General features: G+C 67.2%; 16 protein-coding genes. 5 read left to right on the forward strand and 11 right to left on the reverse strand.

The window, feature by feature from the left end:
* Nucleotides 1-34: 34 nt before the first annotated feature.
* Complete coding sequence (locus tag DNK89_RS20375) at nucleotides 35-5,032, reverse strand: fibronectin type III domain-containing protein (RefSeq protein ID WP_161958963.1); 4,998 nt, start codon at nucleotides 5,030-5,032, stop codon at nucleotides 35-37.
* A 305-nt stretch (nucleotides 5,033-5,337) separates the two neighbouring features.
* Between DNK89_RS20375 and DNK89_RS20380 the strand changes: the two genes are divergently transcribed.
* The 3 genes from DNK89_RS20380 (at nucleotide 5,338) to DNK89_RS20390 (ending at nucleotide 8,440) form a co-directional block, all read left to right on the forward strand.
* On the forward strand, nucleotides 5,338-6,486 hold the full coding sequence (locus DNK89_RS20380; RefSeq protein WP_110961594.1) for a LuxR family transcriptional regulator: 1,149 nt from the start codon (nucleotides 5,338-5,340) through the stop codon (nucleotides 6,484-6,486).
* Between the two features lie 106 nt (nucleotides 6,487-6,592).
* Nucleotides 6,593-7,618 carry a LuxR family transcriptional regulator gene (locus DNK89_RS20385; RefSeq protein ID WP_161958964.1) on the forward strand — a complete coding sequence of 342 codons (1,026 nt, stop codon included), beginning with the start codon at nucleotides 6,593-6,595 and terminating at the stop codon, nucleotides 7,616-7,618.
* A 513-nt stretch (nucleotides 7,619-8,131) separates the two neighbouring features.
* A complete protein-coding gene (locus tag DNK89_RS20390; protein WP_110961596.1) occupies nucleotides 8,132-8,440 on the forward strand; it encodes a hypothetical protein in 309 nt (102 codons plus the stop codon).
* A gap of 185 nt (nucleotides 8,441-8,625) precedes the next feature.
* On the opposite strand, the gene htpG is transcribed toward DNK89_RS20390, so the two are convergent.
* The 7 genes from htpG to DNK89_RS20425 all read right to left on the reverse strand — a co-directional run bounded on the left by htpG (nucleotide 8,626) and on the right by DNK89_RS20425 (nucleotide 18,215).
* Nucleotides 8,626-10,605: a molecular chaperone HtpG gene (htpG, locus tag DNK89_RS20395; RefSeq protein ID WP_110961597.1), complete on the reverse strand. Its 1,980-nt coding sequence runs from the start codon at nucleotides 10,603-10,605 to the stop codon at nucleotides 8,626-8,628.
* A 162-nt stretch (nucleotides 10,606-10,767) separates the two neighbouring features.
* On the reverse strand, nucleotides 10,768-11,703 hold the full coding sequence (locus tag DNK89_RS20400; RefSeq protein WP_015012363.1) for an exopolyphosphatase: 936 nt from the start codon (nucleotides 11,701-11,703) through the stop codon (nucleotides 10,768-10,770).
* 115 nt (nucleotides 11,704-11,818) lie between these two features.
* The gene (locus tag DNK89_RS20405) at nucleotides 11,819-13,123 is read right to left on the reverse strand and encodes a triacylglycerol lipase (RefSeq protein ID WP_238990879.1); all 1,305 of its coding nucleotides are present in this window, start codon (nucleotides 13,121-13,123) and stop codon (nucleotides 11,819-11,821) included.
* A gap of 45 nt (nucleotides 13,124-13,168) precedes the next feature.
* Nucleotides 13,169-14,065, reverse strand: coding sequence for a pseudouridine synthase (locus tag DNK89_RS20410; RefSeq protein WP_015012361.1), 897 nt, complete (start codon nucleotides 14,063-14,065; stop codon nucleotides 13,169-13,171).
* A gap of 282 nt (nucleotides 14,066-14,347) precedes the next feature.
* The gene (locus DNK89_RS20415; protein WP_110961598.1) at nucleotides 14,348-16,684 is read right to left on the reverse strand and encodes a bifunctional diguanylate cyclase/phosphodiesterase; all 2,337 of its coding nucleotides are present in this window, start codon (nucleotides 16,682-16,684) and stop codon (nucleotides 14,348-14,350) included.
* Complete coding sequence (locus DNK89_RS20420; protein WP_110961599.1) at nucleotides 16,681-17,325, reverse strand: methylamine utilization protein; 645 nt, start codon at nucleotides 17,323-17,325, stop codon at nucleotides 16,681-16,683. The genes DNK89_RS20415 and DNK89_RS20420 overlap by 4 nt, the downstream gene beginning before the upstream one ends.
* The gene (locus DNK89_RS20425) at nucleotides 17,322-18,215 is read right to left on the reverse strand and encodes a DUF4394 domain-containing protein (RefSeq protein WP_110961600.1); all 894 of its coding nucleotides are present in this window, start codon (nucleotides 18,213-18,215) and stop codon (nucleotides 17,322-17,324) included. The genes DNK89_RS20420 and DNK89_RS20425 overlap by 4 nt, the downstream gene beginning before the upstream one ends.
* 404 nt (nucleotides 18,216-18,619) lie before the next feature.
* Between DNK89_RS20425 and DNK89_RS20430 the strand changes: the two genes are divergently transcribed.
* Nucleotides 18,620-20,335, forward strand: coding sequence for a methyl-accepting chemotaxis protein (locus DNK89_RS20430; protein WP_110961601.1), 1,716 nt, complete (start codon nucleotides 18,620-18,622; stop codon nucleotides 20,333-20,335).
* Nucleotides 20,336-20,384: 49 nt separating this feature from the next.
* Here the strand turns inward: DNK89_RS20430 and DNK89_RS20435 are convergent, their stop codons facing one another.
* A complete protein-coding gene (locus DNK89_RS20435; protein ID WP_015012356.1) occupies nucleotides 20,385-21,110 on the reverse strand; it encodes a Crp/Fnr family transcriptional regulator in 726 nt (241 codons plus the stop codon).
* Nucleotides 21,111-21,275: 165 nt separating this feature from the next.
* Here DNK89_RS20435 and DNK89_RS20440 point away from each other — a divergent pair, with 165 nt between their 5' ends.
* Complete coding sequence (locus DNK89_RS20440) at nucleotides 21,276-22,487, forward strand: ABC transporter substrate-binding protein (RefSeq protein WP_060987203.1); 1,212 nt, start codon at nucleotides 21,276-21,278, stop codon at nucleotides 22,485-22,487.
* 133 nt (nucleotides 22,488-22,620) lie between these two features.
* Here DNK89_RS20440 and DNK89_RS20445 read toward each other — a convergent pair whose 3' ends face one another.
* Entirely contained in the window at nucleotides 22,621-23,430 is an 810-nt protein-coding gene (locus DNK89_RS20445) for a general secretion pathway protein GspB (RefSeq protein WP_110961602.1), read from the reverse strand.
* A 5-nt stretch (nucleotides 23,431-23,435) separates the two neighbouring features.
* Nucleotides 23,436-25,193 (reverse strand): ExeA family protein, encoded by a 1,758-nt coding sequence (locus DNK89_RS20450; protein ID WP_110961603.1) that lies wholly within the window; start codon nucleotides 25,191-25,193, stop codon nucleotides 23,436-23,438.
* Nucleotides 25,194-25,322 lie beyond the last annotated feature (129 nt).

Genomic DNA, 25,322 nt, shown 5'->3' on the forward strand with positions numbered 1-25,322 from the left:
TCCCTTCTGGTTAAAAAACAGAACCCACCCTCTCTCAGGGTGCCCACGACACCACCAACGACTGCACCCAGCGGCCATCCCCCACCCGCATGTGCAGCATCAACTGCTCCTGCACCACATCCAGCCAGACTGCCTGGCCCGCCTGCTGAGCAGATGCGGGCTGCAAGGTGGGCACGGGCGTCAGCAAATAGTTCTGCCCTGCCAGCCGTACACGCACCAGCCCATTCACTTGCACTTGCACCGTGGCCTGCGAATCCACCGCGTTCAGCAAGGTCAGCAGCGCACCAGGCTCCGCCAGCGCGGCATGCAGAATCATGCGCAGCCCGTCGGCCTGCATCAACCACACCCGCCCCGTTGCATCGGTTTCAAACCGATGAACCAACGGCGGCTGCGGGACTCCCCGCTCAGCCACCCAGTCTGGGCGCACGACCAGCGGCGCATCATTGGCGGACTCTAACCACCAAACACCGGTGTCGGCAATCCGAAAAGTGCCCTGTGGCAACAGCGCACGCAGCGCCTGGGTGGCAGCCTCCAGGCTGGCTGGAGCGGGACCGAAGCGCTGCACCAGCCCCTGATGCACCACGCGCAACGTTCCGTCGGGCTGAAGGCTCGCGCCCTCGGGCAGGGTCAGATCCACCTGCGGCAGACCCAAGGGCAGCAGGCCCAGAACCAACCCTCCCTCCCAAGACCAGATGGCATTGCCTGGGGTTTGCAAGTCTTGGCTGGCGACAGGCCCCAGCGCTGCCTGCAAGGCAGCCTGAGCCTGCGCCAGCAAGGTCAGGCCGGGCGTACGCGCCGGAGGCGTGTCATCGAGAGCCGGCAAAGGTGTTGGCAGCATGAGCCCCGGCAATGCAGGGGGCGACAACAAAGACAGCTGCTGAACAGCAACCCGCTGCACCAGGCCCTGAGCGCCAACCACTGCTTGCTCACCTTGCAGCAGGGTAATCAAGGGCGCGGATTCTCCAGGCCTTGGGCCGGGACACACCACTCCGCAGGGCAAGGTGGCGCTGCCTTGCAGCACCAGCACGGTAGTTCCGCCGCTTCCGCCAGCCCCATGCTGGACCTGAATGCTCGCGCCCCCGGGCCCCGCGACCACTTGCTGGCCACTGGCCACACCGCCTGCGCCCACAGGCCCAATATCCAGCAGGACCTGGCCAGGCAAGGTGCTGCCGATCACCAGGCTGCCAGACTGCAGCCCGAGCACGGGCGTCCCCTGACCTGGCACGGGGGCCAACACCACCGCCATGCCGGGGGGAGTCCCGGCCGGCAAACCCAGCGTGACACTGCCTCCACTGCCGCCCAGCACTACGGTGGCGCTGCCTCCGGTGGGCGGCGTCACCGTGCTACCTGCTGCGCCGGTCTGTACTGTCAGCGTCGCGCCGCTGCCCAGCGTGGCGCTCCCCGCGCCGGTCAAGCTGCCAGAGGCGCCGGGGGCCACATTGACATTGCCCGTTGTGGGTGGCGTCACGGGCGGAGGCCCAGGCGGCTGGGGCGGGGTGGGTGCCTGCGGCGTGGCACTGGCACTGGCCGCAGAGGCAGCACTGTCCCCCACCGCATTGATGGCAAACACCTGGAAGGTGTATGCCGTGCCGTTGGCCAAACCAGAAATCACGCAACTGGTGCCTGTCGTCGGCGCGGCCGGGGCGCAGTGCCCGGCCGAATCACCCACTACCTCGGCACGGTAGCCGGTGATGGCGCTGCCGCCGTCAAAGCCCGGAGCTACCCAGGCGATCGTGGCCTGGGTATTGCCCGGCGTCGCCACCACGCTGGTGGGAGCGCCTGGCACCACTGCCAGCACATCAAAGCTTTGCACCACCGGTGCTGCGGCCAGCCAGGCGGCGTTGCCCGCCTGCGTGGCCTCGATGGAACACGTACCCACAGCCAGCAGAGTCACCGCGTTGCCCGATACGCTGCAGACAGCAGCCGTGGTGCTGGCAAAGGCCACGCCCAGGTTCGATGTGGCGGTGGCCGACAGCGCAGGCACCGTGGCCCCCAAGCCCTGGTTGGACTGAGGGCCAAAAACGATGGACTGCGGCGCTTGCGGCGTGACCGGGCTGGCCGTGATGGCCGCGCTGCCCGTGATGCCATTGGTGGCCGTGACGGCAAAGGCATAGGCCGTGCCGTTGGCAAGGCCATTGATGGTGCAACTGGTGCCCGCCGTGGTGCAGAACTTGCCGCTGTCACCCACCACCTCGGCACGGTAGCCGGTGATGGCGCGGCCGCCATTGCTGATCGGCGCGGCCCAGTTCACCGTGGCCTGGCCATTGCCCGCCACCACGGCCCCCAGCGCGGGGGCTCCCGGTGCCACCGCATTGACGGCAAAGGTGTGGCTGACGGTGCTGGCCGCCGCATAGGCGCTGGTGCCTGCCTGATCGGCGTTGACGGTGCAGTTACCCGCGCTGGCAAAGCTGAGCACATTGCCCACCACACTGCACACGCCAGAGGCCGTGAATGTGACCGCCTGGCCCGAGGCACCACCCGTGGCCGAAAGGGCAGGCGTAGTGCCAAAGTTCTGCGCCCCGGGCGGTGCAAAGCTGATGGCCTGCGTGCCTTGCAACCACACCGGGGCGCTGGCGGCAGAGGCAGTGCCGGGGCCTGCGTCATTGGTGGCAGCCACGGTAAAGCTGTACTGCATGGCAGTGGCCAAACCGGAGACCATGCACGGCGATGCCGTGCAGGCAGCGCCCGTGCCGGCGGGCGCCACGGTGTAGCCAGTGATGGCGCTGCCGTTGTTGGCAGGCGCTGTCCAACTCACCGTGGCCGTGCCACTGCCCGCAGCGCCGGGCGTGGCGCTCACGCCGGTGGGGGTGCCCGGCGGTCCGACGCGCGTCACCGTCACGGTATAGGTCTGGGTGGTGGTTCCGTCACCCGAGGTCACCACCACGCTTAACGTGTTGCTGCCCAGGTTCAAGGGCAGCGCGGCAGATGCTGCGCCGCTGGCTACCGGCGTGCCATTGATGGCGATGGACGCATCACCGATCCAAGCCGTGGGGGTGAGTGTGGCGCTGCTGGCTGGTACCGTGGCGGTGTAGCTCAACGTGCTGCTGCTGAACGCAGGGGACAGGGTCACGGGGCCGCCAGCCTCCAGCGCCAGGCCCCGCAGGCGCGATTCGCTGGAGAGAGCGCCATTGGTGCTCTTGAAAGCGCTGCGGAACTGTGTGCCCGCAAACACCGCCTGGCCACCGCTGTGCAGCGCCAGGGACCGCACATCCTGATTGCCCAGCCCCGCGCTGGCCGCCGCCCAGTTCACGCCGCCATCGCTGCTCTTGAAAACGCCGCCACCATTCGTGCCAGCAAACACCGTCTGGCCGTCGCTGTGCAGCGCCAGGGAGTACACAAACTGATTGCCCTGCCCCGTGCTGGCCGCCGCCCAGCTCGTGCCGCCATCGCTGCTCTTGAAAACACCGCCGCCTGCTGTACCCGCTAACACCGTCTGGCCGTTGCTGTGCAGCGCCAGCGACACCACATCATTGCCCATCCCCGTGCTGGCCGCCGCCCAGCTCGCACCGCCATCGCTGCTCTTGAAAACGCCGCCTGTTGTACCCGCAAACACCGTCTGGCCGTCGCTGTGCAGCGCCAGGGAGTACACCCTCAGACTGCCCAGCCCCGTGCTGGCCGCCGCCCAGCTCGCGCCGCCGTCGCTACTCTTGAAAACGCCGGTATAAGTGCCCGCGAACACCGTCTGGCCGTCGCTGTGCAGCGCCAGGGAGGACACGCTCAGATTGCCCAGCCCCGTGCTGGCCGCCGCCCAGTTCGCGCCGCCATCGCTGCTCTTGAATACGCCACCGCCATCCGTGCCCGCAAACACCGTCTGGCCGTCGTTGTGCAGCGCCACGGACGACACATTCTGATTGCCCAGCCCCGTGCCGGCCGCCGCCCAGTTCGCGCCACCATCGCTGCTCTTGAAAACACCGCCGCCCTCGGTCCCCGCGAATACCGTCTGGCCGTCGCTGTGCAGCGCCAGGGACCACACCGCCCGGTTGCCCAGCCCCGTGCTGGCCGCCGCCCAGCTCGCGCCACCATCGCTGCTCTTGAAAACGCCGCCTGCTGTACCCGCGAACACCGTCTGGCCGTCGCTGTGCAGCGCCAGAGAGTACACCCTCAGACTGCCCAGCCCCGTGCTGGCCGCCGCCCAGCTCGCGCCGCCGTCGCTACTCTTGAAAACGCCACCGCCATCCGTGCCCGCAAACACCGTCTGGCCGTCGTTGTGCAGCGCCAGGGACCTCACAAACCAATTGCCCATCCCTGTGCTGGCCGCCGCCCAGCTCGCGCCACCATCGCTGCTCTTGAAAACGCCCATTGAGGTGCCCGCGAACACCGTCTGGCCGTCGCTGTGCAGCGCCAGGGACAAGACGATCTGATCACCCAGCCCCGTGCTGGCCGCCGCCCAGCTCGCGCCACCATCGCTGCTCTTGAAAACGCCGCCGCCAGCCGTACCCGCGAACACCGTCTGGCCGTCGCTGTGTAGCGCCAGCGACACCACATCATTGCCGATCCCCGTGCTGGCTAGCGCCCAGCTCGCGCCGCTATCGCTGCTCTTGAAAATGCCGCCAAAGGTGCCCGCAAACACCGTCTGGCCGTCGCTGTGCAGCGCCAGGGACAAGACGATCTGATCACCCAGCCCCGTGCTGGCCGTTGCCCAGCTCGCCCCTCCGTCGCTGCTTTTGAAGACGCCGCCATCTGTGCCCGCGAACACCGTCTGGCCGTCACTGTGCAGCGCCAGAGAAAAAACGATCCGACTGCCCAGCCCCGTGCTGGCTGCTGCCCAATTCGCGCCACCATCGCTGCTCTTGAATACGCCACCGCCATTCGTGCCCGCAAACACCGTCTGGCCGTCGTTGTGCAGCGCCATGGCTCGAACGTTACCGCCCCAGGGCCCCGTGGGCTGCCACGCATTCACCGCCCAGGCCGCAGTGGTGCCACCCAGTCCCCACAGCAGGCACAAGGCCACCAGCCAGCGCAGCCACCAGGGGCGGATTTCCGATTGATTTTCGGCTCCAGCGACCACTGGATCTGCGGCAAATGCTCTCATATTCATAGCTTCTTCTTGACGTTTGCATGGATCTTGGTGTCCATGACTACGGGAGGGGCGGCACCGTATTCGTAAAACAGCCACAAGGTGCGCGGGCTGTACCTCTACACTTTGAAACGATTAGCTGCCGATGCTGCCGAGGAAGGCGCCCAAGCGCCATACCGCAATTGAGGTAGGCACTACCTCGCATTTCTTTGTTGTGAGAATGGAGATAAGCGGTTACAAAAGGCTACAGCGAGCCGTGCACATCGCAGAAGAGCCATCCAATCCAGTTCATCCTGGCCGCCTTGGGATAAGGAATACGCATGCGAGAAGAACATGCCCGCCTGCTGGGCCACTTGTACGAAGGCGTTTTGCAGCCCGAGGCTTGGCTTTCGGCGCTGGACGGTTTGCGTGCGGGCACGGACAGCGGTGTTTTTCACCATGTGGCGTGGGATCACCACGCCCAGTGCGTATTGGGCGGCCTGGCGAACGACGCCCCGCCACCTGAGAAGGTGCTTGAGTACGAACAACATCACGCCCCGCACGACCCCCGCATTCCGCTGGTGATGACCCTGCCCGTGGGTGGCTTGCTGCTGGATCACCACCACTTCTCGGCGCGCGACATGTCGCGCAATGCTATTTACGCGGACTGGCTTGAGCCACTGGGCTACCGCCACACGCTGGGTATGCCGGTATATGACGATGGCGAGGTACGTGAATGGGTGTGCCTGATACGCGAGCGTGACCAACAGCCCTTTGGTGACGCGGCGCAGCAGTGGCTGCACCAGCTGATGCCGGATCTGGTGCGCGCATCGCGCCTGCGCGTACACATGGCGCGCACTGCCGCGCAAGCGGCGCTGGGGTTTGCCGCACTGGATACGTTGCCGCAGGCCCTGGCTGTGGTGAGCGCTACGGGCAGGGTGCAGCATCTCAACCCGGCCGCACAGCGCAGCCTGGCAGCCCCCCAGGTACCTGGCAGCCACCCGGAACTGCGTGTGCGCCACGGCTGCATTGAGGCCAGCGACGCAGCAGCACAGGCTGTTTTGCAGACCCGCATTGCCAGCGCGACCGGGCAGAGGGGGCGGGCGGTTCAAGGTGCCACAGTGCGGCTGCCACAGGAAACCGGTAGCGCCCACGGCATTTCACATGTCCACGTGTTGCCCCTGGCTGCCACCCATGTGCTGGCGCTGGCCTGCCATGCCCAACCTTACGCACTACTGGTGTGGGCTGCCAATGCCGACGCGGTTTTGCATGCAGAGCAGTTGGCGATGCTGCTGGGCCTGACAGACACCGAAGCCCGGTTGGCCTTGGCGCTCGCACGTGGCCAAACCGTCAAGGATTTCGCTGCCGCTCAGGGTTGCACCTGGCACACAGCGCGCACCCATTCGAGAAACCTGCTTCGCAAGACAGGTTTGCACCGGCAGGCAGATCTGGCCGGGCTGGTGCAATCCCTGCTACCTCTCTGTAGATAGATGCATGCCAGCGCACTTCAACGTCGAACAGCTTACACCTGCTTTCTATGAGGGCATTCTGGACCCTGGGCAATGGACTCAGGCCCTTCAAGACCTCCGCGAGCTGATGCAGTCGACCTGCTTTCATCAAGTGGAGATTGAAGGCACAACGGTACGGACGATTGCCGTTTCTCAAGACGCGCCCCAGGCCACACCTGTGGAGGTACAAGCCTACGAACAGCACTACGCGGCGGTGGATGTTCGCCTGCCGCTCATCCAGAGTACGCCCGAGGGTGGTTTGTGGCGGGATCACGAGCACATACCCAAGCAGACCATCACGCATTCCCCCATCTACACGGAATTTCTGGCCAGTTTGGGCATGCGCCACACCGCCAGCCTGTCGCTGAGGGACGGCGTGCATTCGCGCGACTTTCTGGGCCTCATACGGCCCGTGGACATGGCTCCGTTCAGTGCCGATGAACGGGCCCTGCTGGAACAGCTGGTACCTCACATAGGTCGAGCCAATAGACTGCGGCACCGTGCCGGTGCGCTGGCGTTGCAGGCCAGCTTGGGCACTGCGGCGCTGGAGGCCATGCCACAGGCCATGGTGCTGGTAGATGGCGCGTGCCGCGTACGGTACGCGAATGGCAGTGCACGCTCTTCGCTGGACAAGCTGGTCAGCCTGGGCATTCAAGGCGGCCGACTGGCCTGCAGTGACCCATCCGCTCAAAGTGCGCTATTGCACCATGTGGCAAAGGCCTGCGGCCTGACCGGCCCCCAGCAGGCAGGCGTTTTGCAACTACCCACGGGCGGCACGCCTCCTCATACCAGACTGCACGTCCTGCCACTGGCAACCACCCACGTGCTGGCCACAGCGCATGGCAATGAGCCACATGCGTTGCTGGTGTGGACGGCGCCGAGTAGCCTGGTAACGCACACAGAACAGCTGGCCATAGCGCTGGGCCTGACAGAGGCAGAGGCGCGACTGGCTCTGGCATTGGCACAAGGTCAGTCCGTCAGAGATTTCGCTGATCTGCAAGGCTGTACCTGGCACACGGCCCGCACCCATGCCAAGAACCTGCTGCGCAAGACAGGCTTGCACCGCCAGGCCGAGGTCATAGATTTGGTTCGGTCGCTGATGTGGGGAGGCTGACCGCGCCCGCGCGCATGTACTGGCGTTGTTACCGACGTTGTAGTGCACGGGGCGGCACCCCAATGCATCAGGCCTCGCCGGTGGCGGCCTGCCGCAGAGCCGTCTCAAGCCTTACCCTACCTGAACGCACTTCACGCCCCGCCGATGCGGTGCACTCTGGTTGGTGCCCCTGGAGCCCGGCCAGTCACCAGCACAGTCCAATACACCTGCATCAGCGCCGCTGAAGCAGCTGTGCGCAAGTGGAAAAAGAGACAGGACCATCAATCTTTGACTACTTGCCGGGACGTGGCGCACGCTGAGCTGCAGACCAAGGACCAGCGGTTGCCCACACTGCAAATCTGCGGTGGTGGTGGCGAACGCACGCAAAATGCAAGGGCAGTCGTTGTCGCCACCCAAAATCCCTCGCGCTCACTGACTGACCCGCCCCACATCCACCCACGACGGGCAACCATCCAATCGCATTGCGGGCGGCGCTGGGCTATCCTGCCGCCATCCACCCTTTGCACTGCCCCCATGAAAGACTGGATTCGCAACGCCCTGTCCATCCGCCAGCCCCGCCGGCCCGCCCCGGTGGGCTCGCTGCCTCCGGTGGGGGTACTCATCCTGCGGGGGCCGGTCAAGATGCTGGTCACGCACCCGCTGCCCGCTGAGCTGTGGGACTGGCTGGTGCTGTCGGGCTGGCGAAACATGCCGGTCAAGGACGACCGGCGCAAGGGCATGCAACTGCCCGAAGGCGCGCTCAAGGCCCTGATCGATGCCGACCCGGCTGAGCGCAACCAGGTCCACGCACGCATCCTGGAGCAGGCAGAGCCGGAGGCGTAAGGGGTCGTCCCGGACCTCCGAACACCCCTGCAGGACGGGAAAACCGGATAACAGCACACGCCAGCCTCCACTCCCCATAAAGAAACCCCGATGGCGCCAGGCACCACCGGGGTTTCTTATTTTGATAGCAGCCAGCGCTTATGGCACTAGCGCTTGCGGTCGTTTTTACTCAAAAAGCACCCAACTCAGGCCAGCAAGGCATTCACCCGCTTGACGTAGGCTGCCGGGTCTTCCGGCAGGCCGCCTTCGGCCAGCAGGGCCTGGTCGAACAGGATGTGCGCCAGGTCGTGAAAGTGCACGCTGCCGTCCAGCTTCTTGACCAGCGCGTGTTCGGCGTTCACCTCCAGCACGGGCTTGGTGGCGGGGGCCTGCTGGCCGGCCTGCTTGAGCAGGCGGGCCAGCTGCGTGCTCATGCCGTCGTCCTGCACCACCAGGCACGCGGGGGAGTCGACCAGGCGGGTGGTCACGCGCACGTCTTCGGCCTTGTCCTTGAGGGCTTCCTTGAGCTTGGCCAGCACGGGCTTGAAGGCTTCGGCAGCCTCTTCGGCGGCCTTCTTCTCGGCCTCGTCCTGCAGCTTGCCCAGGTCCACCGCACCCTTGGCCACGCTTTGCAGCGGGGTGCCATCAAACTCGTGCAGGTAGTTCAGCGCCCACTCGTCCACTCGGTCGGTCATCAGCAGCACTTCGATGCCCTTCTTCTTGAAGACTTCGAGCTGCGGGCTGTTCTTGGCGGCGGCGAGCGTCTCGGCGGTGATGTAGTAAATCGCCTCCTGGCCCTCCTTCATGCGGGCCTTGTAGTCGGCAAAGGAGACTGTCACGGCATCACTCTGCGTGGAGGCAAAGCGCAGCAGCTTGGCCAGGCGCTCGCGGTTGGCAAAGTCCTCGCCCAGGCCTTCCTTCAGCACGGCGCCAAACTCGGCGTAGAACGCGGTGTACTTGCCTTCCTTGGCCTTGTCTTCCTCGCTCACCACGTCGGTCACGCCGTCGGCGCCCTCAGCCGCTGCGGCTTCGTGCTTGTCGTGTTTGGCCAGGTCTTCCAGCATGCTCAGCACGCGCTTGGTCGAGCCTTCGCGGATGGAGCGCACGTCGCGGCTTTCCTGCAGCAGCTCGCGGCTCACGTTCAGCGGCAGATCGGCCGAGTCGATCACGCCCTTGACGAAGCGCAGGTAGGTGGGCATCAGCGCCTCGGCGTCGTCCATGATGAAGACGCGCTTCACGTACAGCTTCACGCCCGCTTTCTTGTCGCGGTTCCACAGGTCAAACGGGGCCTTGGCGGGGATGTACAACAGCTGCGTGTACTCGGTGTTGCCTTCCACGCGGTTGTGCGCCCAGGTCAGCGGCGCGTCGTGGTCGTGGCTGATGGTCTTGTAGAACTCGGCGTACTGCTCGTCGGTGATGTCCTTCTTGGGGCGCGTCCACAGGGCGCTGGCCTTGTTGATGGTTTCCCACTCTCCCGTCTTGACCATGCCACCGGGCTGGCGGCCACCGTTTTCATCGTTGGGGTTGATCAGCTCGCCATCTTTCCACTCTTCCTTTTCCATCAGGATGGGCAGGCTGATGTGGTCGGAGTATTTGGCGATGACCTGCTTGAGCTTCCAGGCGTTGAGGTATTCCTCGGCGTCGTCGCGCAGATGCAGGATGATGCTGGTGCCGCGCTGGGCGCGGGTGATGGTTTCGACCTCGAAGTCGCCCGTGCCGCCGCTGATCCAGCGCACGCCTTCTTCGGGCTTGAGGCCGGCGCGGCGCGATTCCACGGTGATCTTGTCGGCCACGATGAATCCCGAGTAGAAGCCCACGCCGAACTGGCCGATGAGTTGGGCGTCCGCTTTCTGGTCGCCGCTGAGCTTGCCCATGAAGTCCTTGGTGCCGCTCTTGGCGATGGTGCCCAGGTGGTCGATGGCCTCTTGCTGGCTCATGCCGATGCCGTTGTCGGTGATGGTCAGCGTCTTGGCGGCCTTGTCGAAGGTCACGCGCACTTCGAGGTTGGGGGCGTCTTCAAACAGCGCGGCGTTGTTCAGGCCTTCAAAACGCAGCTTGTCGCAGGCGTCCGACGCGTTGGAGATCAGCTCACGCAGGAAGATTTCCTGGTTGGAGTACAGCGAATGGGTGACCAGGTGCAGCAGCTGGGCTACTTCCGCCTGGAAGGACAGGGTTTGCTTGCTCATGGAGGGGTTCTCTCTCTATGGAAATCGGTCTGAACGAATGCGAATGGAATCGGCACAAAAAATCACGCCTGCCGAACCAGCAGGCGTGATGTAGGGGCATGCGCCCGGTTTTCAAGGGCCCCGCGTGGGCGGCGGACCGCCACCCCGCCGGGAGCGACGGCTTCAACCGTCGGTGGTGATGCGCTCGATCAGCGTCTTGAGCATGGCGTCGGCCTTGTCGTTGGCGACCTGGCAGGTGCCCGCGGCCGCATGGCCGCCGCCGCCAAACTCCAGCATCAGGTTGCCCACATGGGTCTTGCTGCTGCGGTCCAGGATGGACTTGCCGGTGGCAAACACCGTGTTCTGCTTTTGCAGCCCCCACATCACATGGATGGAGATGTTGCACTGGGGGAACAGCGCGTAGATCATGAACCGGTTGGTGGCCCAGATCGTTTCCTCGTCGCGCAGGTCCAGCACTACCAGGTTGGCAATGCGGATGGCGCAGCTTTGCAGCTGGGCCTGGGCCTTGGGGGCGTGCTCGCGGTAGAGCTGCACGCGCTCTTGCACATCGGGCAGGGCCAGGATCTCGTCGATGGTGTGGTCGCGGCAGTACTGGATCAGGTCCATCATCAACGCGTAATTGCTGATGCGGAACTCCCGAAAACGCCCCAGACCCGTGCGAGAGTCCATGAGGTAGTTCAGCAGCACCCAGCCCTGGGGGTTGAGGATGTCCTCGCGCGAGTACTGGGCCGAGTCGGCCTGGTCCACGGCGGCCATCATCTCGTCGGTGATGCGGGGGAAGGCCGCCTTGCCGCCGTAGTAGTTGTAAACCACCCGCGCGGCCGAGGGGGCATGGGCCTCGATGATGTGGTTCTCGTCGCGGCGGCCCGAGTTGCGGATGGTTTCGGACTCGTGGTGGTCGAACACCAGGTGCGCACCCGGCACATAGGGCAGGTTGGTGGTGATGTCACGGCTGGTGATGGGCACCTTGCCGTCCTGCATGTCCTTGGGGTGGACGAAAGTGATCTCGTCGATCAGATTCAGCTCATTGAGCAGCACCGCGCAGACCAGGCCGTCAAAGTCACTGCGGGTCACCAGGCGGTATTTCGCATCACTCACTCAATTCTCCTTGTTATGTGGCGCACCGCGACATGGTAGCCGCGCCCGGGCCCCTGGCAAGCACCGCTTGCGTCAAAAAGCTGGCCGTCGGGGTACTCTTTGAACAGACTCTTGGTCAATGGTTCTGCATCCAGTCCTGCAGTTGCCGGGCCACGCCCGCGTCTGCCAGCAGATCCAGGTGGCCCAGGCGGTAAAACACCGCCTGCCGGGCCTTGGCAAACCCCAGCGTCCTGGCAGGATCATCGTGGATGCCCAGCGCACTGTGCAAGGGCACCAACCCGTCCCCCACCAAGCGCTCGCCCACCGGGCTGCGCCGCGCCGCCAGGGTGGCCGCCACCGCGTGGCATGCCACTCCGGCAGGCAGCGGCACGGGAGTGCGCTGATCGGGGCTTTTGCGAAAGCGGTCCCGTCCCAGCCAGTCGGACTCCAGCACATGGCCGTAGCGCAGGTCGGTGATGCCCGCGCTGCGCAGCTGGGCCAGGCGCGCAAACGGGCGCGAATAGGCATTGCTGCCCAGCAGCACGTCCACCCAGTGCCCCGCGCGCTCCAGGGGGGCGCCGTGGTGTGGCGTGCCCAGAAAGACCAGGTGGCGCAGCAGGGGCAGCCACCCGCTGATGCCCGCTGATGCCTGGGCTGCATGGTGGCAGGCGCTGCGCGCCACCAGCCCGCCCATGCTGTGTGCCAGGATGGACAGCTCCGTCACCGGCACGGGCCACGAAGCCACCAGGGATGTGAGCAGGGCCGACAATTCGGCCCCGTTGGTGGAGGTGTGCTGGCCCGTGTTGTAGCGCAGGTACACGGGGGTGTAGCCCAGGGCCTCGGCCAGACGGGCGCCATGGTCATGGCCGTGGCGCAGCCACTGCAGGTCGTTCATGCACAGGCCATGCACCAGCACCAGCAGCTTGCCGGTGGCGGCGCCGGGGGCGGCCAGCGCCTGCAGGTTGAGCGGCCGCCCCTGCTGGTACCAGCCCATTGGTGTGCACAGCGGGTTGCCGTCGCGCTGCAAGCGATCGCCCATCACGCCATTGAGCGCGGCAATGACCGCCTCGCGCTCCCAGTGCACCTCACCGGCCGACGTGGCCGGGGCAAAAAACGGCTCCAGCCGCGCCAGCCCCGCCTGGAGACCCGCATCCACCAGCTGCGTCACCCCGCGAATGCTCTGGTACACCAGCCCCGTCAGTCCCCGCGTGCGACCCGGCTCGGCACCACCTGGCAGCCCCAGCGTGTCCAGCACCGACTGGTGCACCCCCTCGGCCACCCGGCTGATGCCGGTAGTGGCCTGCGTGGCCAGGCGCGCCACAGCGCGCAGGTCGGAGGCGCGCAACTGGCGCAGCGGGCTGGCCGTCGCCGCTTTAGTACCGTCGCCCGCAGGGGTAGAGGGAGCAGGCTTGCGTGGCCGAGGTGCGGAAGGAAGGGGCATGAGAGGGACTCCGTTCAGAAAATATTCGCAAGGAGCCCGGGGCTCTCAGAACCGCTCGTTGGGCGACAGGTAACGCCACTGGCCCACGGGCAGGTTGCCCAGGGTCACGCGGCCGATGCGGATGCGCTTGAGGCCCACCACCTTGAGCCCCACCAGCTCGCACATGCGGCGGATCTGGCGCTTTTTGCCCTCGGTGAGCACAAAACGCAGTTGCTCGGGGTTCTGCCAATCCACCTTGGCGGGCTTGAGCGGCTCGCCGTCCAGGCTCAGGCCGTGGCGCAGGCGCTCCAGCAGCTCTTTGGGAAACACCGCCTGCACATTGGTGCTGACGGGGTCACGCTCGTTGATTTCTTGAAGCGGCGCGGAGCGCTCCCCGGGATGGCGGGGCGCCGCCTGGCCCGGGGCCTGGTAGACCACGCGCACCAGGTACTCCTTTTCCATCACGGAGTCCTCGCCAATGATCTGCCGGGCCACGCGGCCGTCCTGCGTCAGCACCAGGAGGCCTACGGAGTCGATATCGAGCCGCCCACAGGGCGCCAGGCCCCGCAGCTGCGGCGGCGAGAAGCGGTTTCGGCTGGGGTCCTCGCGCCAGTGGGTGCGGGGGTTGATCAGCGCCACGGCGGGCGTGTGGCCGTCTTCGGCCTGGCCGCTCACGTAGCCGATGGGCTTGTTCAGCAGGATGGTGACGCGCTGCTCCTGGAAGCCCTGGGCAATCTTGTCCACCTCGATGCGGTCGGCCGCCGTGACCTGCTGGCCCATGGTGGCCACCACGCCGTTGACCTTGACCCAGCCCTGCTCCACCCAGTCGTCGGCCTCGCGGCGCGAGCACAGGCCCAACTCGGCCATGCGCTTGTTCAAGCGCGAGGTGGGCAAGCCGCCCACGGTGCCCGTCGCCGGCGCAGGCACCTGGCGCACCGGGGCCACAAAAGCGCCCGAGGCCACGCGGTAGTTGGAGGGTGCAGGGGCGCGGGACGGCCGTGGGGCCCGGGGCGGCGGCGCGGGCCGTGCAGAAGCAGGCCGTGCAGGGGCGGGCTTGGCCGTCAGGGTCGGGCGGCGCAGCACGGGCCGACCGGCGGCTGGCGCAGAAGACGATGGGCCGCCAACGTCGGAGGCGGGAGCGGCGGCAGGGCCCGCAGGCGGGCGAGAGGAGGAGGAAGACATTGCGGGTATTTTCGCCTGTGGACTGCTTAGCCCCCAAACAGAGAGGCGGCGGCCTGCTGCCAGCTACGCCTGGCGCGCCTGCCAGGCGAGGAAATCATCCACCGGCAGGGGCCGCGCGATGTGGTACCCCTGCGCCTCGTCGCAGGCCAGCGCACGCAGGCGATCCAGGATGGCGGCAGTCTCCACGCCTTCGGCCACCACCGTGAGCCCCAGGTTGTGCGCGAGGTCGATGGTGGAGCGCACGATCATCGCGTCGTCCTCACCCGTTTCCATGCCCATCACAAACGATTTGTCGATCTTGAGTTCATCGACCGGCAGGCGCTTGAGGTAGGCCAACGACGAATACCCCGTGCCGAAATCGTCGATGGACAGCTTGAAGCCCTGCTCCGACAGGCGGTTGAGCATGGCCTCGGCGCGCTGGGGGTCGTCCATGATCGCGCTTTCGGTGATCTCCAGGCAGAAGGCACTGGCCGCCACCCCATGGCGCACCAGGATGTCGGCCAGCCGGTGGCTCAGCTCGGGGTCGAGCAGGTCGCGCGTGGAGAGGTTGACCGACACCCTGAGCGGCAGGCCCTGGGTGCGTGGGTCGGCCAGCAGGCGCGCGACTTCTTCAAACATCCACAGCGTGAGGTGGCGCACAAACCCGGTCTGCTCGGCAAACGGGATGAACTGCATGGGCGGCACCAGCCCGCGCTGCGGGTGCTGCCAGCGCACCAGCGCCTCGGCCGCCAAGCCCGGCTGCCCGTGCAAGGGCACCTTGGGCTGCAGGTACAGACGCAGCTCATGGTGCTCCACGGCGTGGCGCAGCTCGGTCAGCAGCGACAGGGTCTGCGCGCTGGACGAGTCAAACGCCGCGTCGTACTGCAGGGCCCCGCTGAGTTGGCGCTTGGCGGCGTACATGGCAATTTCAGAACGGCTGAGCAGCGTGTCGGCGTCGCCCGCATCGCCCGGCCAGCAGGCAAAGCCAATGCCTGCGCTCAGGTCCACCGTCTGGTCCTCAAAGGCCAGCGGTAGCTCGAACGACTGGTTGATGCGCTGGGCCACGTCGTGCGCGTCCGCCGCATCGGCGCGCTGCAGCAGGATGGCGAACTCATTGCCGCCCAGGCGCGCCACCATATCGTCGGGCGAGCGCACCTGCTGGCTCAGGCGCTCGGCCACGGCCTGCAGCAGGCGGTCGCCAAAGGCATAGCCCAGCACATCGTTCACATGCTTGAAGCGGTCCAGGTCCAGCGTGAGCACGGCCAGGGGCTGCGGCGTGCTGGCACTGGCGGCAATGGCCTGTACCACGGCGTCGCGAAAACGCTCCCGATTGGGCAGGCCCGTCAGGCGGTCCCAGTAGGCCAGGCGGCGGATCTCGGTCTGCTGGGCGCCAATGTCCACGCGCATGTGGTCGAACGAGCGCGCCAGGTTGCCGATCTCGTCCGTGCGGTCGGTGTGCTCCAAAGGTACGTCGTATTCACCACGCGACAGCCGCTGCGTGGCCGCCAGCAAGGAGCGCAGCGGCGTGGCGAGCCGTTGCGCCACCAGGCCCGTACCCACGGCAAACAGCAGCACACCCGCCACGGTGATGATAGCCAGCAACACCTGCAGCTGCCGGTAGGGGGCTACCACCTCGTCCACCGACCGCAGCAGCAGCGAGTGCACCTCGCCCCCCACGCTGTCGAGCGGGCTGGAGCGCGTTAGCAAGGTGCCCTCGGCCGTCTGCAGCTCGCCCGCTGCTCCCCCACTGGCCAGCAGCAAGGCCTGCGCGTCCGCAGGCAGGGTGCTGACCGGCAGGGTCATCGCGCCCCCGGGGGCCTTGACCATCAGGGCCACATGCACCGACAAGAGCTGGCGCATTTCGTCGGCACGCGACTGGTCGATGCGAAAGCCCATCAACACCCAACCAATGACCACCGGCGCCCGCATGGGCACCATCACGAACTGGTAGGGAATGCCTTCCATCACCGCGATCTGGCTGCCCTGGGGCTGCTGCGCGAGGCGCGGCACCACCTGCTGCAGCGTGGCCGGAAACTGGTCCATGCTGCCCGTGAGGCTGACCGCACGCAGCGTGAGGTCGGTGCCCAGCAGCGCCGTCACGGCCGCGCCGATGCGGCTGCCGTGGTTTTCCAGCACCGACTGGATGGTTTCTTCGTCGCCCGAGTTGACCGCCGAACGAAACCCGTAGTCCGCCGCCAGCAGGGCCGAGCCCTGGCGCAGTTGCTCGGCGTTCTGGTCCAGCAGGCGGCGCCAGATGTTTTCGTCCAGGTCGAGGGCGCGCGCGATCTGGGCGCGTGCATTGCGGTCGATGGAGGCCCGCACCACGGCAAACCCCGCCGCCTGCACGATGAGCAGCAGCAGCAACGACAACCCCACCAACCGCAGGATCAGGCTGCGCCGGGCCAGGCGCAGCCGCGTCAAGGTTGCAACCCCGTCATGCGCACCGCCGCCGTGGCCGTGCCCGTGGCCGGCACGGTCAGCGCCTGCTCCAGGGCCGGGGCGCCCACCGGCAGGCGGGCGTGCCAGGTGCGCAGCGTGTAGGTGCCGGGCGGCACGTTGTCGAGCTGCGCCTTGCCCGTGGCCGCAGGGGTGCGGGTGTAGTACGGTGTGTCCACCACCAGCACCCAGCCCACCATCTGGTCGTGGATGTTGCAGCCCAGCGTGACCACGCCAGACTTTTCAAACAGCACAGGGTTGGACGGCGTGCCGCTGTAGAGCTTGAGCTCGAACTTCTTGGCGGGCGAAAACGAGTACACGTGGTGCCGCACGGTGTCGTGGTTGGGAAACCGTACCTCGGTACCCACGGGCACCACCAGCAGTCCAGGCACAAACTGCCGCTTCTCCTGCGCCATCTCCACGCCGGTCAGCGGCTTGACCTGCTTGCGCGCCTCGACGGAGTCCAGAAACACCACCGCATCGGCCAGCGGCTTGCCCGCAGCGTCGGACACGTCTACCTGTACTGTGCCCGCCTGCGCGCTTGCGGCCAGCATAGTCAGCAAGGCGCTGCGCAAGACATGGCGCCCCGCGACAGACAGCCGCGTCAGCAGGCAGTCTGTTTTCATGGCTCGATCGCCAATCCCACCAGAGGCGCGCCATCGCCCACCACGCCCAGAGGGCGGGTGGCGCCAGTGGCCAGGTCCACCTGGTGCAGGCGGGTCTGGGTGTCGGCGGCTGTGCGCACGGCAATGAGGGCGGTGTTGCCCACGTCGGCAATGTCAAAGCTCACATCCGTGAGCGGCCCGAGCCCCAGCGGGCCCACGGTGCGCAGCTGCCCGGCGTTGGGCGACACCACCGGCTGGGTGCCCTCGCGCGAGCCCTGCATCACCAGCACGCCCAGCGCGCGGTCGATCGCGTAGTTGGTGGTGATCTTGCTGTCGTTGGGGTTGTAGGTATAGGCAGCACCGGCAATGTCGGGCCTGCGGCGCGCGTTCACATCGCCCCAGGCGTAGCGCAGGCTGGGATCAGGCTGCACACCTTCGACGGTGGCATCGCCATCGACCACCGCCCCGGTGTCGGGGTGCAGGCGCAGGTTCTGGCCCGTGTTGGACACCACCCGGATGCGATCGGCCGCAGGGTTGAAGTCAAAGCCGAACACCGTGCCCTGAAGCGCCAGCGCAGCAGGCGCGGGCCCGACAGGGCGCAGCGCACCGGTGGGGATGTCGAGCGTGTACAGACGGCCCGCTTGCGAAAGCGCATAGAGCACGCCCTTGGCCACGCGGAAGTCGATGCCCACCAGCCGCTCGCCGGGCGCCAGGCCCGTCACCGGGCGCCGCTCCAGGATGCGGTCAGGCTGCGCTGCCTGGAAGGTGATGAGTTCCTGCGAGGCCGTCACCGCCACCAGGGTTTCGCGCAAACCGGTGTCGGGCCGGGGCGCTGCACAGCCGGCCAGCACGGCCAAGGCCGCTGCGGCAACGGCCGCACGCAGCGTGGAGGAGGGAAAAAACGGATGCATGAAAGGCCTCGCAAGTGTTACAGGTTTATACCTGATCGTTCGCACGTGTGGCGCATGCAAGGGCAAACCCCGAGCCTCGCCATTGCTTTGTTTTTGATAGCAACAATGGCATGTTCCATTAGCGCCTCTGGCGGTTTTCCTGATGATTTCACTGCCATCTTCTGTTGCACTTTGACGCGAGCGCACCAAAGTCGTGCGCGGGCGAATGTGTAACAAAACGGCTATGCAGATCAGGCATGGGAGCATCCTCAACACTCATGACACATTTTGTTGTTATTGCCTACACTGCACCGACCTCGGCCCCACCCATCGGGCGCCACGGGGCCGGTGGGCACCGTTATTGCTTTTGCACCAGGGCCCCCGCTTGATCACGCTTTGATCCTTTTCGATACCCAAGGACTCCCATGTCGGCTGCTTCCACCCTCAAATCCCTGTCGATCTCCAGCCGGTTGAGCCTGGGGTTTGGCTGCATGCTGGTGCTGCTGGTGGCCGTGGCAGCAGTGGGGCAGCTTTCCGTGGGCAAGGTGCACGATCAGATGACCCAGATCACCGGCGTGGGCGCCAACAAGGCCAAGCTGGTCAACGGCATGCTGGAGAGCGTAAGCGCCATCGGCATCCAGAGCCGCTCCGCCGCCATGCTCAACGACATCGACCCCAAGCAGGCGCGCGAGCAGATCGTGGCCGTGGGCAAGACGCTCAAGGAATACGCCGCGCAAGAAGCCGCTCTGTCCGAGCTGCTCACGCCCGCCAAGGCCACCCCCGCAGAGCTCAAGCTGCTGGGCGAGGTGCAGGCCCTGGGCGGCAAGACCCGCCCCGAACTCGACAGCGCCATCAAGGCCGCTGACGACGGCGACACCGTGAGCGCCACGCTGGCGCTGATGACCCGCGTGGCCCCCGCAGAAACCGCCTGGCGCGCCAAGCTGCGCGAGCTGATCGAGCTGCAAAACACCCTGAATGCTGAAGCCACAAGCTCGGCAGAACAAACCCAGAGCAGCGCCCGCGTGGTGGGCGGGCTGCTGGTGTTGCTGGCCATTGGCCTGGGCGCTCTGATCGCCTGGCGCATCACGGCCAGCATCACCGCCCCCATTGGCCGTGCGGTGGTGGTGGCCGAGCGCATTGCGCGCGGCGACCTCACCTCGCAGGTCGAAGTGCGTATCCACGACGAAACCGGCCGACTGCTCGAAGCCATTGCCGCCATGCAGGAGCGCCTGCGCACCCTGGTGGGCGAAATCGGGCAGACCGCCGACTCCATCCTGGTGGCCAGCTCCGAGGTGGCCTCGGGCAACCTGGACCTGAGCCAGCGCACCGAGCAGACCTCGCACAACCTGCAAAGCGCGGCCAGTTCGCTGGTGGACCTGACCGGCACGGTGTCGCAGAGCGCCGACTCGGCCCGTCAGGCCAACCAGCTCGCGTCCACCGCGTCCGATGCGGCCACACGCGGCGGCGAAGTGGTGGGCCAGGTGGTGCGCACCATGGACACCATCAGCGCCAGCTCGCGCAAGATCGCCGACATCATCAGCGTGATCGACGGCATCGCGTTCCAGACCAACATCCTGGCGCTGAACGCCGCCGTGGAAGCCGCCCGTGCCGGCGAGCAGGGCCGGGGCTTTGCTGTGGTGGCGGGCGAGGTGCGCAACCTGGCGGGCCGCTCGGCCCAGGCGGCGCGCGAGATCAAGGCCCTGATCGGCACCAGCGTGGACCAGGTGCAGGAAGGCAGCACACTCGTCAACCACGCCGGCAAGACCATTGAAGAACTGGTGCAGTCGGTGCGCCGCGTGTCCGACATCATGGGTGAGATCACGGCCGCCACGCAGGAGCAAAGCCAGCGCATCGGCCATGTGAGCCAGTCGGTGGGTGCGCTGGAAGAAATGACCCAGCAGAACGCCGCACTGGTGGAAGAAGGCGCGGCCGCTGCCGACAGCCTCAAGGACCAGGCCGGGCGCCTGACGCAGATGGTGGGCACCTTCCGCCTCTCGCGCAACGACGGCGGCGACGAAGACAGCTGGGGTACCGCCAGCCCCGCCGCAGCACCGGCGGCGGTGCCGGCGCCCACACGCACCACAGCCCCACGCCCACTGGCCTCGGCCCCGTCACGCGCTCCTGCACTGCCGCGCAGCTGACGGGACTCTCCCACGGGCGTACGCTCCCAGAGGGAAAGCGCACAGCGCCTCAGGGGGCGGTCACGCTGGACCGCAGCGCGGCCAGGTCCAGCACGCGCAGGCCGCCGTACTCCACACGGATCGCGCCTTGCGCCTCCAGCGCAGACAGCGCCTCGTTCACCCGCTGGCGTGACAGCCCCACCAGGTAGGCCAGCTCTTGTTGCGTGATGCGCAGCACCTCGCCCACGCCCGGGTACAGCACCGGGTTGAACAGCGAGGCGAGGCTACGGGCCACGCGCACATCGGGATTGTTCAGGCGGTCGATTTCGCGGGCTGCGATGAACTGGCCCAGGCGCTCGTTCAGCTGGTTCATAACGAAGCGGTTGAAGCCGATGGAGTGGTCCAGCAGCCAGTGAAAGCTGTCGATGGGCAGCCCCGCCACCACGCTCTTGCGCAGGGCCTGGATGTTGTAGCGGTAGGGCTCGCGTTTGATGGTCGTGCCCTCGCCAAACCATCCGCCGGGCGGCAGGCCTGCATAGGTCATGGTCTGCCCCTGGGCGTTGTCGGTGCTCATCTTGAGCAGGCCCTCCACCACACCAAACCAGTAGGTCACCGGGCGCCCGACGCGGCACACATAGTCGCCCGGTTTGGCATCCCCCACCAGCAGCGAGGCCACCGCGCGCTCCCGCTCGGCGGGCAGCAGCAGGGGGAGCCAGGGAATGCCTTCCAGCTCCTGCGGCGTGGGCGAACGGCGCCGCTGGTGCAGCGACAAGTCCTGGTGGGTGCGTGGGTCCATGGCGCAAAGGTTCTCACGAAAAAGGGCGCCCCGCAGCCGCCTGGGCATGCGGGAATACCACGACCCCAATTGTCGTCAGACCGACAAAAAAATGCCAATCGTGACGGGATGATGTCGCCTCGCGCCCCTGCCACCTACGGAGGGCGCCCCGAGGAGACCAGCACCATGACCCAACCATCTTCCACCACCGCACGCACCGTCCACCCCGCGCCCACCGCGCCGCGCCCCTTGGCCCGCCGCCAGGTGCTGGCTGCCGCGGCCGCCACCGCAGCGGCCGTAGGCCTGCCCGGGCTGGGCTGGAGCGGCGCGGCCCGCGCGCAGGAGGGCGCGATCAAGATCGCACAATCCACCGCCCTCACCGGCCCGCTGGGCGATCTGGGCTCGGCCATGCACCAGGGCGCCAAGGCCGCGTTTGCGGGCATCAATGCGCGCGGCGGCGTGCACGGCAAGGCCATCGAACTCGTCACCCAGGACGACACCTACGACGTGCCCAAGGCACTGGCCAATGTGGAGCAGTTTCTGGCCGACCCCGGGTACTTTGCGCTGTTCAACTGCATGGGCACGCCGATGATCGACGCCATGCTGCCCAAGGTGATCGAGAGTGGTATCCCGTTTTTTGCGCCCTTCACCGGCGCGCAGCTCAGCCGCACCAAGAACGCTCGCAACGTGTTCAACATCCGCGCCAGCTATGCCGACGAGGCCGAGAAGCTGGTGCAGCACCTGTCCACCATCGGCATCCAGCGCATTGGCATCGTCTACCAGAACAACTCGTTCGGCAAAGAGGTGTTCAACGCCGCCAAGCAGTCGATGGACCGGCTCAAGCTGCCCGAGGCCGTCACGGTGACCGTGGAGAACAATGCCTCGGACGCGGGCAGCGCCGCCGCCAAGCTGGCGGGCGGTAACCTGGAGGCCATCGTGATTGGCCTTGCAGGCAAGCCCACGCTGGAGTTTGTGAAGGCATTCCGCGCGCTCAAGCGGGGCGTGACGCTGTATGCGCTGTCGGTCATGGGCACCCCGGCCACCGTCAAGGCCCTGGGCGCGGACGCCACTGGCATGGCGATCTCGCAGGTGGTGCCCCTGCCCTCCAATGTGGTGATGCCCGTGGTGCGCGAGTTCCAGGCCGCCTGGAAGGCATCCGGAGCCACGGCCGAGCCCTCGCACCTGGCGCTGGAGGGCTACATCAACGCCCGCGTGTTTGCCGAGGCCTTGCAGCGCGCAGGCCGCAACCCCACCCGCGCAGCCTTCATCGACGCCACCTGGAACCTGAAAAAGTGGGACCTGGGCGGGTTCGAGATCAGCGCCAGCACCCCGGACCGCAACGCCTCGCGCTTTGTCGAACTCACGCTGGTGGGACGCGATGGGCGGTTCTTGCGATAGCCCGAAGGGCCCGCCGGTGGCACGCTGATGACAGGGGCGCGCTGCGGCGGGGCCGCCCATGCAATTGCTATAAATCAGATAGCTATCAGCGCATATTGCACTAGCGCTACTGGCCGATTTCGCCCAAATACTGCTATTGCGACGCCAGCCCGTACCGGTAGCCCTTGAACGACCAGATGGTGCGGCCGGGCTCGATCTTCTCCAGCAACAGGCCCGGCCCGGCCGGGTCTCCTTCGTGCAGCACCTGGCCGTTGACGATGGCCATGCGGTACACCGGGTTGCTGGAATAGGTGACCCCAGAAATCTTGAGTGACGGCAGCTGCGCCCGCACGGCCTCGGGCAGATCGGCTTGCGCAAACACGGTGCCGGTCGCGGCCGGGGATGCAGCAGGAGCGGGGTTGGCCAAGGCTACGTCTGCAGCACGCGGCGCGGGGGCTGCGGACGTGCGCTCGCGCGGGGCGGGCGCAGCAGGGCGCGGCCGCTCGGGGTCGGCGGCAGGGGAACGCGGCGCTACGGAGGGGCTGGGCGCGGGCGCGGGCGCAGGCCGCTCCCGCTGCGGTGCCGCCGCGCGCGGCGCGGGTGCCGGAGGGGGCGTTACCGCTGGCGCCACGGCAGGGGCCGGTTCCGGGGAGGCCACGGCAGCGGGTGGCGCCGTGGACGCTACCGCCGGCATGGACGGAGCCACGGCCGCAGGAGTAGCAGGCGCTGCAGCCACCACGACGGCACCCGCAGGCACCGGCCGCTGCAAGACCCACCAGGTGCCGCCAGCCGCTACGGCGGCCACAGCAACCACCGCCACAGCCACCAGCACCGGGCTGATGAATGACCGCCCGGCCACCGGCACGGCACCCGGCACAGGCACCGCCGGGGTATGGATGCCGGGCACGGCGCCACGGCCCCGTTCGGCTTCTGCGCGCCGCAGCGCGTCAAGGATGTAAGACACTGGGTTCAGCCTCCGGTGCGCAAGCGCGGTTCGCTCACGCCGTTGACACGGTTGAGCAGCATGAGGGTCAAGGGCCCCGCCCGGCCGTCCGGGGTCACCCCCTGGGCCAGCTGGAAGCGCTGGATGCGTGCCTGGCGCTGGGCCGGCGTGGTCGTACGGCCCGCAGCCGGTGCGCCAGCGCGCGAGCCACCGGCCGCAGTCGTCGCCAGCTGCTGGTCCAGCCAGGCGGCGCCGGCAGCGGTCTCCGCCAGGTCGCCCTTGTCGGGCATGTCGGGCGGCGTGCGCCACAGCGTGGCCATGTCGCCACGCCACACCTGCGCCAGCTCGGCCACCGGCACGCGCACCGTGCGGCCCGCGCCTTCGAGCGTGGCCATGTCGCCGTCCAGACGGCGCAGCACGGCCGACACCGCCACATCGCCCTCTTCAGACGGGAACAGCGTGAGCAGCACCGGGCGGTCAATCTGCCGCACCAGGTTCAGGCCCGCGCGGCGGTTGCGGTAGCAACGCAGGCCGTCGCGCGGCAATGCGGCGCAGGCATCGGCGCCATCGGCCACGCTGGCGCCCCAGGCCGATGCCAGCGCCTGCCAGGCGGCGGTGTCGCTGGCGGGCAGCGCGGCCACAAACTGCTGCAAGTCCGACATGGCCACCGGCGCCGCGACGCGCGGGGCCGAAGCCCCTGCCGCGGGCGCCGTGGGTGTTGTAACCGCTGCCGCACTGGCAGCACTGCTGGGTGGGGCGCTAAATGGCGCGCTGGCAGATGTTTTGCTGGCCGTGGCGCCCGCAGGCGCGGTGGATGACACGACGCCCTGCCGAGACCATTGCGGCCAGGTCCCCAGGGCCCAGCCGCCCGCCACCAGCGCGGCACCCGCCGCCACGCCCAGGCCCGCGACTGCCCAGCGGGGCCACTGGCCCCGGGCGCTGCGCGCCGCAGCGGCCGACGCGGGGGCGTCAAACACCTCAGCCGCCGCACGCTGGACGATGCGGGCGCTGACCTCGCGCACCCCAGCCGCGTAGGCGCCCAGCAGCGCCCGGTCGCACAGCAGGTTGATGCGCCGGGGAATGCCGCGCGACAGCGCATGCACTCGCCGCAGGGCGCTGCGGCTGAAGGGCAGCGGCCCTTGCAGGCCCGCCACAGCCAGGCGGTGGGCGATGTATTGCTGGGTTTCCTGCGCGCTCAGCGCATCGAGGTGAAAGCGCGCAATCACGCGCTGGGCCAGTTGCTCCAGCGCGGGGCTGGCCACCATGGTGCGCAGTTCGGGCTGGCCGATGAGGATGATCTGCAGCAGCTTGCGCTCGCTGGTTTCCAGGTTGGTCAAGAGGCGCAACTGCTCCAGCACGTCGGCCGACAGGTTCTGCGCCTCGTCAATGATCAGCACCGTGTTGCGCCCGGCGCCATGCGCCGCGAGCAGCGAGGCATTGAGCGGGTCGATGTAATCCTTGACCGTTTCCACCCCGGCCACCGATGGCTGGTGCGGCACACCAAACTCATCGCAGATGGAGCGCAGCAACTCGCCCACCGTGAGCTTGGGGTTGAAGATGTAGGCCACGTTGCAGTGCGACGGGATCTGCTCCAGAAAGCAGCGGCACACCGTGGTCTTGCCCGCACCCACCTCGCCCGTCAGCAGCACAAAACCGCCGCCCGCATCCAGCCCATACAGCAGGTGCGCCAGCGCCTCGCGGTGCCGCTCGCTCATGAACAGGTAGCGGGGGTCAGGGGCAATGGAGAACGGCGGGTGCTGAAGGCCGAAGGACGGGGCGTACATGCCCCGGAGGATACCGCCCGCCCGTGGGCAGGGTTTTACCCACCCGGGAGTTACCCCTAAATTGTCGTCGGCAAGACAAGATGGCGTCAAAGTGGGTCCTAGCATTCCCCCATCGCGCAATCACAAGCT

The organism is Acidovorax sp. ST3 (genome assembly GCF_003231145.1).
Lineage (GTDB): Bacteria > Pseudomonadota > Gammaproteobacteria > Burkholderiales > Burkholderiaceae_C > Acidovorax.

Bases quoted from the DNA above. Each gene is read 5' to 3' on its own strand.
- DNK89_RS20375 (WP_161958963.1), bottom strand. From the start codon at position 5,032: ATGAGAGCATTTGCCGCAGATCCAGTGGTCGCTGGAGCCGAAAATCAA.
- DNK89_RS20380 (WP_110961594.1), top strand. From the start codon at position 5,338: ATGCGAGAAGAACATGCCCGCCTGCTGGGCCACTTGTACGAAGGCGTT.
- DNK89_RS20385 (WP_161958964.1), top strand. From the start codon at position 6,593: ATGCAGTCGACCTGCTTTCATCAAGTGGAGATTGAAGGCACAACGGTA.
- DNK89_RS20390 (WP_110961596.1), top strand. From the start codon at position 8,132: ATGAAAGACTGGATTCGCAACGCCCTGTCCATCCGCCAGCCCCGCCGG.
- htpG (WP_110961597.1), bottom strand. From the start codon at position 10,605: ATGAGCAAGCAAACCCTGTCCTTCCAGGCGGAAGTAGCCCAGCTGCTG.
- DNK89_RS20405 (WP_238990879.1), bottom strand. From the start codon at position 13,123: ATGCCCCTTCCTTCCGCACCTCGGCCACGCAAGCCTGCTCCCTCTACC.
- DNK89_RS20420 (WP_110961599.1), bottom strand. From the start codon at position 17,325: ATGAAAACAGACTGCCTGCTGACGCGGCTGTCTGTCGCGGGGCGCCAT.
- DNK89_RS20425 (WP_110961600.1), bottom strand. From the start codon at position 18,215: ATGCATCCGTTTTTTCCCTCCTCCACGCTGCGTGCGGCCGTTGCCGCA.
- DNK89_RS20430 (WP_110961601.1), top strand. From the start codon at position 18,620: ATGTCGGCTGCTTCCACCCTCAAATCCCTGTCGATCTCCAGCCGGTTG.
- DNK89_RS20435 (WP_015012356.1), bottom strand. From the start codon at position 21,110: ATGGACCCACGCACCCACCAGGACTTGTCGCTGCACCAGCGGCGCCGT.
- DNK89_RS20440 (WP_060987203.1), top strand. From the start codon at position 21,276: ATGACCCAACCATCTTCCACCACCGCACGCACCGTCCACCCCGCGCCC.
- DNK89_RS20450 (WP_110961603.1), bottom strand. From the start codon at position 25,193: ATGTACGCCCCGTCCTTCGGCCTTCAGCACCCGCCGTTCTCCATTGCC.